The 13,218-nt window shown below is 52.8% G+C and carries 11 protein-coding genes and 1 pseudogene; 3 read left to right on the plus strand and 9 right to left on the minus strand.

Annotation, left to right across the window (positions count from 1 at the left end; translation table 11 throughout):
- Window positions 1-196, minus strand: a 196-nt coding sequence (gene pptA / locus FDW87_RS11405) for a tautomerase PptA (RefSeq protein ID WP_137379773.1), incomplete at its 3' end; no start/stop codon positions are given.
- Window positions 197-230: 34 nt separating this feature from the next.
- On the minus strand, window positions 231-1,283 hold the full coding sequence (locus FDW87_RS11410; protein WP_233628821.1) for a LacI family DNA-binding transcriptional regulator: 1,053 nt from the start codon (window positions 1,281-1,283) through the stop codon (window positions 231-233).
- Between the two features lie 271 nt (window positions 1,284-1,554).
- Between FDW87_RS11410 and FDW87_RS11415 the strand changes: the two genes are divergently transcribed.
- Both FDW87_RS11415 and FDW87_RS11420 read left to right on the plus strand, forming a co-directional pair.
- Window positions 1,555-2,751 carry an L-talarate/galactarate dehydratase gene (locus FDW87_RS11415; protein ID WP_016153126.1) on the plus strand — a complete coding sequence of 399 codons (1,197 nt, stop codon included), beginning with the start codon at window positions 1,555-1,557 and terminating at the stop codon, window positions 2,749-2,751.
- Between the two features lie 73 nt (window positions 2,752-2,824).
- Entirely contained in the window at window positions 2,825-4,135 is a 1,311-nt protein-coding gene (locus FDW87_RS11420) for an MFS transporter (protein WP_101700650.1), read from the plus strand.
- Window positions 4,136-4,204: 69 nt separating this feature from the next.
- Here FDW87_RS11420 and FDW87_RS11425 read toward each other — a convergent pair whose 3' ends face one another.
- The 7 genes and pseudogenes from FDW87_RS11425 to FDW87_RS11460 all read right to left on the minus strand — a co-directional run bounded on the left by FDW87_RS11425 (window position 4,205) and on the right by FDW87_RS11460 (window position 11,521).
- Complete coding sequence (locus FDW87_RS11425) at window positions 4,205-4,822, minus strand: glutathione S-transferase family protein (protein WP_016153128.1); 618 nt, start codon at window positions 4,820-4,822, stop codon at window positions 4,205-4,207.
- 82 nt (window positions 4,823-4,904) lie between these two features.
- Window positions 4,905-5,678, minus strand: coding sequence for an amino acid ABC transporter ATP-binding protein (locus FDW87_RS11430; protein ID WP_137379757.1), 774 nt, complete (start codon window positions 5,676-5,678; stop codon window positions 4,905-4,907).
- The gene (locus FDW87_RS11435; RefSeq protein ID WP_137366994.1) at window positions 5,662-6,588 is read right to left on the minus strand and encodes an amino acid ABC transporter permease; all 927 of its coding nucleotides are present in this window, start codon (window positions 6,586-6,588) and stop codon (window positions 5,662-5,664) included. The genes FDW87_RS11430 and FDW87_RS11435 overlap by 17 nt, the downstream gene beginning before the upstream one ends.
- 9 nt (window positions 6,589-6,597) lie before the next feature.
- Window positions 6,598-7,107, minus strand: a complete 510-nt coding sequence (locus FDW87_RS11440) for a GNAT family N-acetyltransferase (RefSeq protein ID WP_016153131.1) — start codon at window positions 7,105-7,107, stop codon at window positions 6,598-6,600.
- 10 nt (window positions 7,108-7,117) lie between these two features.
- Window positions 7,118-9,376: pseudogene (locus tag FDW87_RS21050) on the minus strand (NtaA/DmoA family FMN-dependent monooxygenase).
- Between the two features lie 25 nt (window positions 9,377-9,401).
- On the minus strand, window positions 9,402-10,523 hold the full coding sequence (locus FDW87_RS11455) for an amidohydrolase (RefSeq protein WP_016153134.1): 1,122 nt from the start codon (window positions 10,521-10,523) through the stop codon (window positions 9,402-9,404).
- Window positions 10,523-11,521, minus strand: a complete 999-nt coding sequence (locus FDW87_RS11460; RefSeq protein WP_137379758.1) for an MsnO8 family LLM class oxidoreductase — start codon at window positions 11,519-11,521, stop codon at window positions 10,523-10,525. Before FDW87_RS11460 ends, FDW87_RS11455 begins: the two co-directional genes overlap by 1 nt.
- 516 nt (window positions 11,522-12,037) lie before the next feature.
- Here FDW87_RS11460 and FDW87_RS11465 point away from each other — a divergent pair.
- The coding region (locus tag FDW87_RS11465) for a PAS domain-containing methyl-accepting chemotaxis protein (RefSeq protein ID WP_252363124.1) at window positions 12,038-13,218 on the plus strand (1,181 nt) is incomplete at its 3' end.

Consider the following 13,218-nt stretch of genomic DNA (forward strand, 5'->3'; position numbering starts at 1 on the left):
TGGCCATCTGCGGCGCAATCTCCGCATCCCACACGCCCTGCCACGCCTCGGGTTCAATTTCATTAAGCGCCACGCTCACTGAACTGTCTTTGCTTTGCAAATGACGAATAATGACGTCGGTAATATCCGCCGCCAGCGCGGATTTTTGTTCGTCGTTCAGGTCGCGAGGAAAACATTTGATATCGACGTGCGGCATAGCAGATTCCTTATTGTTTTGGGATGCAGGTAACTTATGCGGATTCTCGTTCCACCAGGTGAAATCCAACATCAATGATATCGTCTTCACGCGGAATTTGTTCGATACGATCGGCAAGCAGAGAGGCGGCGCGTTGTCCAATAGCCCGTCTGTCGACGCTGACGGTGGTGATGGCAGGTCGGTTACTGGCGGCAAAGTCGAGATCGCCAAAACCGATTACCGCTAATTCCTGCGGCACGCGTAGACCACGGCTTTCGGCTTCCATGATCGCCCCCTGAGCTAACGTATCTGAGCTACAGACGATGACATCAAACGCGCGTTCAGCCAATAGCTGTGCCAACCCGCTACGCCCCAATGCCAGAGAGGCAGGAAGCGGGACATCCACCTGTGCGCCAGCCGCGATACCATGACGACTCAGCGCATCGCACAGTCCTTGTTTACGCTGGCCTGCCCGGCGATCGGCGGTCCATAGCAAACCAGGACGGCGATACCCTTTTTCCAGCAAATAGTCTGCTACCGCCTGCCCGACTTTTTCATGCGAAAACCCCACCAGCATATCGATGGGCGTTGGCGTTAAATCCCATATTTCCACGACCGGGATGGCCGCATTAAGAATCACCTTTTTCAGCTCGGCGGTATGATGGATACCGGTGAGCACTACACCATCCGGGCGACGAGAAAGCAGCGTCGCCACCAGCTCAGCCTCTGTTTGCGGCGTATAACCCGACACGCAGAGCAAGATGTGGTACCCGCGTTCAGCCAGTTCATCGCTTAATGACTGGATGGTATCGACAAACATATTGTTGTTAATTTGTGGGACAACCACAGCGATAAGCTTACTGCGACGCGACGCCAGCCCCCCGGCCAGCGCGTTGGGAATATAGCCAGTGGCGCGTACCGCCTGCATCACTTTTTCTACTGTTCTCGGGCGCACCAGTTGCGGGGTATTCAACGCCCTGCTCACCGTCATGGGCGACAATCCCGCGGTACGGGCAACATCTTCCAGCGTGGGTGCGCGCGGAGGTCTGGGATTTTTCACTGTCGATGCCCTTGTCAAAAATCGCTGATTTATCCTGGCATTATTCATCATGATTTCGGCTATTGCCAGCGCCCCTCTACGATAACGCTGAGAAAACAGCAGCTTAGTTAATTAGCGCCATCTGAAATGATAGCGCCATCATAATGACTTGTGCATTTACCCATAAAGTATTGGAATGTGATGCTGTTTACAAGTTACTGCCCTTTTGTCTCAGTATTTGTGAGCGATTGTTCAAAACGCATTCAATTCGCTGGCGCAATGATTGCGCTAACACTAAAAATGTTAGCGCAATCATTTGTTATCACCAGGAGAGATTAAAATGTCATTAAGTGCGAATTCCGATGCCGTAACGTATGCCAAATCAGCCAATGCAAAAACCGCGGCTGAAACCGGCGACCGTATCGAGTGGGTTAAGCTGTCCCTGGCTTTCCTTCCTTTGGCAACACCCGTGAGCGATGCCAAAGTGCTGACCGGTCGCCAGAAACCCCTAACCGAAGTTGCCATCATTATCGCGGAGATCCGCAGTCGCGACGGGTTTGAAGGCGTTGGATTTAGTTACTCCAAACGGGCTGGCGGCCAGGGAATCTATGCTCATGCCAAAGAAATTGCCGATAACCTGTTAGGCGAAGATCCAAACGATATCGACAAGATCTACACCAAGCTGCTGTGGGCTGGCGCTTCCGTAGGGCGCAGCGGCATGGCGGTTCAGGCTATCTCCCCTATCGATATCGCCTTGTGGGATATGAAGGCCAAGCGTGCAGGGTTGCCGCTGGCAAAACTGTTGGGTGCACACCGGGACTCCGTGCAGTGTTACAACACCTCCGGCGGATTCCTGCATACGCCGCTGGATCAGGTGCTCAAAAACGTCGTTATTTCCCGTGAAAATGGCATTGGCGGCATCAAACTCAAGGTTGGTCAGCCAAACTGCGCCGAGGATATTCGCCGCTTAACCGCGGTGCGTGAAGCGCTGGGCGATGACTTCCCGCTGATGGTCGATGCCAATCAGCAGTGGGATCGAGAAACCGCCATTCGTATGGGACGAAAAATGGAGCAGTTCAATCTGATCTGGATTGAAGAGCCGCTGGATGCCTACGATGTGGAAGGTCACGCCCAACTGGCCGCCGCGCTTGATACCCCGATTGCTACCGGTGAAATGCTGACCAGCTTCCGCGAACATGAACAGTTGATCCTCGGTAATGCCAGTGATTTTGTGCAGCCCGATGCACCGCGTGTGGGGGGAATTTCACCGTTTCTGAAAATTATGGACCTGGCGGCGAAACACGGTCGCAAACTGGCTCCGCACTTTGCCATGGAAGTTCACCTGCATCTGTCCGCCGCTTACCCGCTTGAGCCATGGTTGGAACATTTCGAATGGCTGAACCCGTTATTTAATGAACAGCTTGAGCTGCGCGATGGGCGGATGTGGGTTTCCGACCGTCACGGCTTGGGGTTCAGCATCAGCGAGCAGACACGCCGCTGGACGCAATTAACCTGCGAGTTTGGTAAACGTCCTTAATTTATTTGGCGGGTAAGTAATACCCGCCCTCTTCCCTACAGAAACGCTCTCAACCTTATGAAAGGAGTGGGTGATGAACACAATAATAAAGCGCACAAAAGTGCGTTACGGTATTTTGATATTTCTGTTTCTTGCCACCGTATTTAATTACGCCGATCGCGCGACGTTATCCGTCGTGGCTCCGATTATGAGCAAAGAATTAGGTTTTGATCCCGAAGCAATGGGGCTGGCCTTTTCTGCCTTCGGTATTTCTTATGTCATTATGCAATTGCCTGGCGGCTGGCTACTTGATCGCTACGGTTCTCGTCTGGTATACGGCTGCGCCCTGATTGGCTGGTCGCTGGTGACCATGTTTCAGGGCACCATTTATCTGTATGCCAGTCCACTTGTGGTATTGATAATCTTACGTTTACTGATGGGTGCCATTGAGGCTCCGGCCTTTCCTGCCAACAGCCGATTAAGCGTGCAGTGGTTTCCTAATAACGAACGAGGATTTGTCACCTCAGTTTACCAGGCCGCGCAATATATCTCGTTAGGGGTAATTACACCGTTAATGACGATTATTTTGCATAATCTCAGCTGGCACTTTGTTTTTTATTACATCGGGGCGATTGGCGTTATTCTTGGCATCTTCTGGCTGGTAAAAGTCAGAGATCCTATGCATCATCCGAAGGTAAACCAGCAGGAAATTGACTATATCCGGGAAGGCGGTGGCGAACCGTCGCTGGGAAATAAAAAACAGCCACAGAAGATTACCTTTGCGCAAATAAAAAGCGTCTGCGTCAACCGCATGATGATTGGCGTTTACATCGGGCAGTTCTGCGTGACGTCAATCACCTGGTTCTTCCTGACCTGGTTTCCTACCTATCTGTATCAGGCTAAAGGAATGTCGATCCTTAAAGTGGGGTTTGTCGCCAGTATTCCTGCTATTGCCGGGTTTATCGGTGGATTGTTAGGGGGCGTTTTTTCAGATTGGCTATTAAAGCGCGGCTACAGCCTGACGGTTGCTCGTAAGCTACCCGTTATCTGCGGAATGTTACTTTCCTGTGTCATCGTTATCGCTAACTACACCTCGTCAGAATTTGTGGTTATCGCGGCGATGAGTCTGGCATTTTTCGCCAAAGGCTTTGGCAATCTGGGATGGTGCGTACTTAGCGATACTTCACCAAAAGAAGTGCTCGGCATTGCTGGCGGCGTATTCAATATGTGCGGCAATATGGCGAGTATTATCACGCCGCTGGTGATCGGCGTCATTCTGGCGAATACCCAGTCATTCGATTACGCCATTCTGTACGTCGGTTCGATGGGGCTGATTGGCCTGATTTCTTATCTGTTTATCGTGGGGCCGCTGGATCGTATTACGCTGAGCCCGTCCGTCGCGTAATGTAAGCTTATGGCGATAGTTCGCCCGCTGTTCCGGGATTTGCACTCCTGCGGAACAGCGTTTTTTTGTTTAAATAATCTTATTATTTTTCAGTACAGTACGCAGTCGCGGGTGCTGGCAAACCGCGTCAGCGATGGCGCTGATATTGGGCGTGTTGTCCTGAAACCAGTCATGCCCTGGCCCCCAGGTGCGCATAACGGCAATATAAACGTCCAGCAGTGTTAGCTGATCGCCAAACGCGTACGGCTCAGCGCTTAGCTGGTCGTTCAGCCACATATAAAGCGATTTGCGGTACTCAATACAGTTCTTTTTTAACTGCGCCGCGGCGTCTGGTACCCAGCGTTGTGGATAATCGGCATAGGTAAACGTTGGATAGACATTTGCCACCAGCCATATCAACAGACGCTGAAACTGCTGGCGCTCAGCGTGCCCAACGGGTGGCGCAAGTTCAGGACAACGATCGAGGATCATCAGGGCGATCGCCGCCGTTTCCGTCATCACGTTACCATTTTCCAGTATCAGTGTGGGCACCTGGCACAACGGATTCATTTTTTTAAGCAACTCCCGCGAAGGCCCGTCGCGGTCAAAACCATCAACATCAATAAAGCTGTAAGGGATCTCCGCCAGTGTGAGCATCACTTCACTGATGGCCGATCCCCAGCCCGGCACCCCATAGACCTTAATCATGCTGCAACCCCCAAAGTTAAAACCCTAAGTGTAGAGCAGCATTCGTCAGTCTATGCAGACCTACCTATCTTTCCCTGCAAGTTCACAGCACTTTCGACAAGAACTGCTGGGTGCGCGTGTGGCGTGGATGATTCAGCACCTGCTCGCTGCTGCCCTGTTCGACAATTTTGCCATCGACCATAAACACCACCTGATCCGCCACTTCCCGGGCGAACCCAATCTCGTGCGTCACCACAACCAGCGTGGTTCCCGACTGCGCCAGTGCTTTGATGACATCCAGAACTTCGCCTACCAGTTCAGGATCCAGCGCTGAAGTGGGTTCATCAAACAGCATAACGCGTGGATTTAGCGCCAGCGCACGGGCAATAGCGATACGCTGCTGCTGACCGCCGGAGAGATGACGCGACCAGGCATCGGCTTTATTACGCAGGCCAACGGCATCAAGCAGAGTTAATGCCCGCTCGGTGGCGGCTTTACGCGATGCCAGACCGTGCGCAATGGGCGCTTCAATCAAATTCTCCAGCACCGTTAAGTGCGGAAACAGATTAAAATTCTGGAATACATAGCCGACGTTAACGCGCTGGCGCAAAATTTCCGCCTCTTTCAGCTCATACAGCCTGTCTCCCTGCCGACGATAACCAATGTAATCGCCATCGATTTGAATAAACCCTTCATCGACGCGCACCAGATGGTTGATCGTCCGCAAGAGTGTGGATTTCCCTGAACCGGACGGGCCAAGAATAACCGTTACCGTTCCGGGAGGGATCTCCAGCGACACATTATCCAGCGCTTTGTGGCGACCGAAGTATTTGCTGACGCCGGTAATGGAAATATGGCCTTCAGGCGAGTGGGACATGGACGGCCTCCTGCTGCGGACGTTGACGGTTGCGTTTTTCTGCACGGCTCACCCGGGCGGTATTGATTGCTGAACGTCGCTCGCTGCGGGCCAGCGCGCGTTCGACCAGGTGCTGAATTAACGACAGGACGCTGGTGATCACCAGATACCACACCGCACCCACCATCAACAGCGGGATCACTTCCTGCGTGCGGTTGTAGATCATCTGGATGGTGTAGAACAGCTCTGGCATTGCCAGCACGTATACCATCGCCGTCCCTTTCGCCAGACTGATGATTTCATTGAAGCCAGCAGGCAAAATGGTGCGCAGCGCCTGCGGCAGAATAATTCGCAGCGTACGTCGCCATGCGGGTAAGCCCAGCGCTGCCGCTGCCTCGTACTGGCCGTGGTCAACTCCTAAAAATCCACCACGAATAATTTCAGCGGTATAGGCGCTTTGCACCAGCGTCAGGCCAACCACTGCGGTGGAAAACTGGCCGAGCACATTGATGGTCTCAAAACTGCCCCATTGAATGGGAGTAAACGGAATACCAATCGCCAGCGTGTCGTACAAATAGGAGAAGTTGTACAAAACGATGAGCACCACAATCAGCGGTAACGAACGAAACAGCCAGATGTATCCCCATGCCAGACCGTTCAGCAACCAGGAAGATGAAAGTCGTGCCAGCGCCAGCAGACCACCGATGATAATACTCAACAGCGTACCGATAAGCGTCAGTAGCAGAGTTTGCCCAAGGCCGGACAAGATAACCGGATCAAAGAACCAACGGGCAAACACGCCCCATTCCCAGCGCGGATTAAACGCCACGGACTGGATAATCACCGCCAGGACAAACAAGGCAATGACTGCTCCTGCGGTGCGCATCGGATAGCGCGCCGGTACGACTTTAATACTCTCCATCGTTTTCATCTTCTCTCCTCAGGCTATTCTGGCCTGACCGGCGATGGTCAACAGTTTGGTAAAGCGCAGCCGGCCATCAAACGGTGGCAGGCTGTACTCTTCGGGATCGCGCGCTGTATCAAATTGCGGATCGTAGCCCTGGCTTAAATAAAGTCGCACGGCCTCCGGCTGGCGAAATCCCGTGGTCAGATAAATCCGGCTGTAGCCCGCCAGCAGCGCCCTGCGTTCCAGCTCCTGCACCACGCGCGCCGCCAGCCCCTGCTGACGCAGGCTGCTTTTCGTCCAGATGCGCTTAATCTCGGCGGTGTCTTTGTCGTAAGGTTTGTAGGCCCCGGTGGCGATAATCTCGCCGCTGCGCTCCAGTACCACGAAAAGTCCCTGCGGTGCCAGATACCATTCGGTCAGCTCCACTTCAGCGTCGCGAGAAAAATAATCGCCATAGCGGGCGGCATATTCACCGAACAGACCGTTCAAAATTGGCTGCAGCTCGCTGGCTTCAGGTGAGACCACGCGAAATTGATCGCTCACGATGACCTCCTTAGTCGCCTAAACCGGCCGGGTTGATTTCAGATTGCGGAATACGTTCCACCCCTTCTCCCCAGCGGTTCAGCACCTTGTCATAGTCGCCGTTGCCAATTACGCCGTTGAGGGCGGTTTGTACCGGCAGAACCAGACCGCTGTCCTTTTTCAGCGTCACAGCGATGTGTGCCGCTTTTGGCCAACCGCCATCAACGCTGCCCACCCGTTGCGTTTTACCGTTGAGTGCAGCTTTCCACGCGCCGATAACGTTAGGACCGAAGTAAGCATCGGCGCGGCCTGACTGCAGAGCCAGGGTTTGCGCGGCATCATCTTTGGTATACACCGGCGTAAACGGCTGCAACCCTTTCTTCACGTTCTCATCGTTCCAGGCGAGCAGGATGGCTTCCTGATTTGTCCCCGAACCGACGATGATGCGCAGACCGGCGATATCTTCTGCCTGCTCGATTTTCTTCAGCTTACTGCCGGTTTTGACATAGAAGCCAAGGGAGTCCTTACGATACGTCGCGAAATCGAATTTCTCTTTGCGGGCTTTGGTGACGGTAATATTGCTGATCGCGGCATCATATTTGCCGGACGTGACGCCCAGCGGCCAGTCTTCCCATGACGTGGGCACGACGTTGAGTTCCAGCCCCAGACTGTCAGCCACCAGACGAGCGATGTCCGCCTCGCTGCCGATCAGTGTCTTATTGTCATCGGCAAAGACGGTCAGCGGCGGCTGGCTTAACCCGGCAATCGCCACGGTGAATTTACCCGGCACGGCCAGGTGCAGGTTCGCGGGCAACTGCGCAATCGCCTGCGGATTTTTTGCCGTATTGATTGGCGTTTTATTGGCTTCCAGGCTTACGCCCGTACCGTTAATAGTCACATCATTTGCCCAGACGTTAGCGCTGAAAGCCAGTGACAGCGCGAGGAAGACTGATTTTTTCTGCATAGCGTTTTTCTCTTATTGTGTGAATTGGTTTGCAGGTGTCGCGAGTCCCAGGCTTGCGCGCAGGGTCGTACCGGGATATTCATGGCGGAACAGGCCACGCGCCTGAAGCACGGGGACAACCTGTTCGACAAAACGCGGGAAGGTATCTGGCGTTCCCCCCTGGATGATAAAACCATCTGCGGCTTTTTCGTCGAACCACTGCTGAAGACCATCGGCAACCTGTTGCGGCGTACCGCTGAAACGTGGGCGTGGACTGGCCGCTTCCAGAGCAACCTGGCGTAGCGTTAAACCACGCTCACGCGCGTTGCGTTTGATCTCATCAGTCGTACTGCGAAAGCTGTTTTGTCCAAGGGAACCCAGATCCGGGAACGGTGCATCCAATGGATATTGGGCGAAATCATGATGTTCAAAGTAGCGGCCCAGGTAGTTCAGCGCGTCGGTAATAGAGACCAGCGCAGCGGTAGTCTGATACTGCTGCTCAACATCCTCTGCGCTGTCGCCAACAATCACGCTGACGCCCTGGAATATATGCAGTTGTTCGGGATGTCGCCCTGCGTAGGCCAACTGGCTTTTTACATCCTGATAGAACTCTTTGGCCTCCGCCAGCGACTCCTGATGGGTAAAAATAGCATCGGCATGCTGCGCCGCTAATTTCTTACCATCCTGTGAAGCGCCCGCCTGGAATATAATCGGACGGCCTTGTGGCGTGCGCCCAATATTTAACGGCCCTGCGACCTGAAAATAATCTCCATGATGGTTAAGCGTGTGCAGTTTTTGCGGATTAAAAAATTCTCCGCTTGCCTTATTACGGGTAAAAGCATCATCTTCCCAGGAATCCCACAGTCCTTTCACCACCTGTAAATATTCATCGGCGATACGATAACGCAAGGCATGTTCTGGATGCTGGGCACGGGAATAGTTTTTTGCCGAACCCTCCAGAGGTGATGTGACCACGTTCCATCCGGCTCGCCCCTGGCTGAGATGATCAAGGCTGGCGAACTGCCGTGCGGTAGTAAACGGCTCGCTGTATGACGTGGATACCGTGCCAACCAATCCCAGATTTTGGGTAATGCTGGCCAAAGCAGATAATACCGTCAGCGGCTCAAAGCGATTTAAAAAGTGTGGGATTGATTTTTCATTAATATACAGACCATCGGCGACAAAAATAAAATCCAGCTTCCCTTTTTCCGCAATAAGCGCCGTCTCTTTGACAAAATCAAAATTAATACTGGCATCGGCCTGCGCCGCCGGATGACGCCATGCGGACATATTTCCCGCTGCGCCATGCAGAATAGTGCCGAGCCGTAGTTGCCGATTTTCAGCCATAATAACCCCTACCCAACAGGTAAACTTAAAGATGTGCGAATGCCGTTTTTGCTAGTTGTGCAAAGTAATGCGCGGCAGGTTCAATTAAACGTTCGTCCGGATTGAAGCCCGGGTGATGTAATCCGTATTCACTGGCGCTGCCAATACTGACAAATGCGCCAGGCGTATTTTGCAGATAGACAGCAAAATCCTCGCCGCCCATATGCAGGTCGGCATGGTGGGTGGTGTAGCCTGATTGTTTCGCCACGGCGGTGGCGATATCGGCCCAACGTGCATCGTTTACCAACGCGGTCGGCCCCGCATGCCAGATAACGTCGATTTGTGCGCCAAAGGCGTGGGCAAAACCGGCGGCGATGTCATTAACCCGTGCTTTAACCTGCTGCTGCACCGAAGTCCGGTGCGTTCTGAGCGTCCCTTCCAGCTCAACGGATTCTGGCAACACGTTCCATGTATTTCCTCCCTGAATACGGGTCACGCTAAGCACCACTGAATCCAGTGTGTTAACGTCGCGACTGGCAACGCTTTGCAACACCGTGACCAGTTGGCTGGCGAGCAGGATGGCATCTCTGCCTTCATGCGGACGCGCCGCATGTGCGCCCTTGCCATTAATACGCAGCACGAAGCGATCGACGTTGGCATAGAACGCACCGCCGCGTGTGGCAAATTCCCCCACCGGTAAACCTGGCTCATTGTGCATGCCAAAAATAGCCGCAACGTTGTGCAGCGCACCGGCGCGGATCAGCGTTTTTGCGCCACCGAAACTCTCTTCAGCGGGCTGAAACAAAATACGTACTCGACCCGGTAAGTGTGTTTCCTGTTGTTTAAGCAGCAGCGCGGCGCCCAGCATGACGCTGGTGTGAACGTCATGTCCGCAGGCATGCATCACTCCCGGTGTGAGGGAGCGAAACGGCACATCGGCGCTTTCTTCTATCGGTAGCGCATCGATATCCGCTCGCAGCGCGATGACATCTTCTCCCTGCCCGATTTCCGCGACCAGACCGGTTTTCAGGTCGAACGGCAAAATCTCGACGTCCGCTGCGTGCAGCCAGGCGTGAATGCGCGCCGTCGTTGCCGACTCTTGCAGGGAAAGCTCCGGGTGCTGGTGTAATTCACGACGCCAGTTGATAAGCGTTGAGGCCAGAGTCATCAGAGCACCTCCACGGCGTTATGGGCTTGCGCCAACAACCGCAGCGATGTCAGACGCGCGTGACCTTCCGCGACTGGCGTGTCGATAATGAACTCCTCAATGCCAAATTGCGTATGCAGGGCATTCAGCTTTGCCATCACCTCCTGAGCCGTGCCGTGTAACAACGCCTGCTCACGACGCGCGATTTTGCGTGGCGGACTGCCGGCCTGCGCGGCGAATGCCAGCGCCTGCTCTTCACTGGCTACCGTGACACGTTGACCATTCTCCAGCTCCACGCCCCAGATTTGCACGTTTTCCGCAAGCTGCGCGGCGGTATCGTTACTGTCAGCCACAATCACCTGGACGGCAACTATCGTCGGACGTGCGCTGTGGGTCTGCCAGAAGGACAAAACGTCACGCAATAACGCGCGGTCACCGTTGAGGTGTGCCGCAAAGATAAAATGCCAATTGAATTGCGCTGCTAACTGTGCGCTTTGCACACTGGCTCCCAGGACAAATCCTTCCGGCGGTAACGGTGGGATTGGCGTCGGAAATACCGTTTCCCCGCTTTCCGTGCCGCTCAGCGTCAGCCAGTCGTTAAGCTGGGAAAGTTGGTCGGCAAAACTGCCTTTTTCATCCTGATGCACTGCTTGCTGTAGTGCCTGAGTCGACAGTGGTAAACCGCCAGGGGCTTTCCCTACGCCGAGATCGACACGCCCGGGTGCCAGCGAGGCCAGAAGATTGAAGTTTTCCGCCACTTTGTACGGGCTGTAATGTTGCAGCATCACGCCACCGGAGCCTACACGAATACGCTGGGTTTGCCCGAGGATCCAGGCAATCACCAGCTCCGGTGATGGGCTGGCCAGCTGTGGCGTATTATGGTGTTCCGCGATCCAGAAACGATGGTATCCCCACTCTTCTGCCTGCTGCGCCAGACGTAACGTCCGGGCAAGCGCCATCGCGGCGGTTTCACCTTCCCCGAGGGGGCTTTTATCCAGAATACTCAGGCGATATGACATGTTACGGGCCTATGCTTGTTAACATGTCATTATTATTAAATTATCAGATAACCATGCAGAAACATTTAATTCACATTTGCTCAGCTAAAAAGTAGATAACCAGCCCTGACGCTGTCAGGGTTAAAATTCGGATCGCCTTGTACTGGTCGGAACACGAAACTGAAAACACGCGGAATGTATGGCCTACAAAATATAATAGGGTCGTTGGTCTCACGGGAATAACATCCAAATCATTTCATGCCAGTTTTCTTTTTGCGAAAACGTTTTTTAACGCGATTTACGTTAAGTCAGGTTAAATGACTTAAAACGTTATGCGGTTGTATAAAATGTTTCAGTTTTATGACCCTGAATGAATATTCCACAGAGATTTTTTAATTTAAATACTTCCACAGAAATGATGATTAGTAGAGAATGCAGCGTTTCTTATTAAAACGGTTTAAAACGGCTTTTTAATATTCATCCCGATTTTATTACGGGAATTTTTGTATGGATTATACATATCATTATGGGGCCTCTATGAAAAGTAACATGCCCGTTACACAAATTGAGCACGCACTTAACGACAAAGCGACGCTGCTTTCAACGACGGATAAAGAAAGTCATATTACCTACGCTAACTCTGCTTTTATCGATGCCAGCGGATTTAACGAAGATCAATTAATGGGCGAAGCGCATAATATTATTCGCCATCCTGACATGCCTCCCGCTGCATTCGCCGATATGTGGTACACGCTACAGCAGGGAGACAGCTGGACGGGTATGGTGAAAAACCGCCGCCAAAATGGTGACCATTACTGGGTTCGCGCCAACGTTACGCCGGTCTGGCACAATGAAAAACTCACCGGTTACATCTCAGTGCGTACCGTTCCTTCGCGTGATGAAATAACTCACAGCGAAAGTTTATACCAAAAAATGAATAGTCAGCAGTTTAAAGGCTTTCGACTTTTTAAAGGGATTATCATTCGTCGCGGCTTATTGGCATGGACCTCCATGTTTAAATGGCTGAATATCAGCCAGCGCGTCAATTATTCTTTAGGGGTGACGGCCCTGCTCGCTTTGCTATTTATCTTCGCCCCGTTTAATCCCTTTATTCAGTCGGGTGGCTTGCTGGTGTTATTTCTGGCGCTGGCTATTTACCTTAAGTATCAAATTTGTCAGCCAGTTAATACGCTCCTGACGCAAATGAAGAAAGTGGTGTCCGGACGTAAACCTGATAACTGTCATTTAAATCGGGTGGATGAGATCGGAATGCTAATGCGACTGGTTAATCAGTCTGGGCTTAATCTGAATTCTCTGGTCGATGACGTCAGTACGCAAATTTCCGGTATTCGCGCTATCAGTCAGCGGGTATCAAAAGAAGGTACGGCGCTGCATAAGCGTTCAGAAGAAACCTCTGCCGACCTGCAACAAACCGCTGCGGCCATTGAAGAAATTGGTAGCGCGGTACAACAAACCGCTGAGACGGCGGCACATACCATGACCATGGCCGATAAAACCAGCGCCAACGCTGCAGAAGGCGGCGATATCATGAAACAAACTATCGCCATGATGCAGGCGATATCGCGTGACAACGGGCAGATCGTTGACATCATTGGCGTGATCGACAGCATCGCCTTTCAGACCAATATTCTGGCGCTCAATGCCGCGGTTGAAGCCGCGCGAGCCGGGGAATCCGGGCGTGGCTTCGCCGTTGTCGC

This window comes from Citrobacter sp. wls826, assembly GCF_005281245.1.
In the GTDB taxonomy this organism is placed as follows: domain Bacteria; phylum Pseudomonadota; class Gammaproteobacteria; order Enterobacterales; family Enterobacteriaceae; genus Citrobacter; species Citrobacter braakii.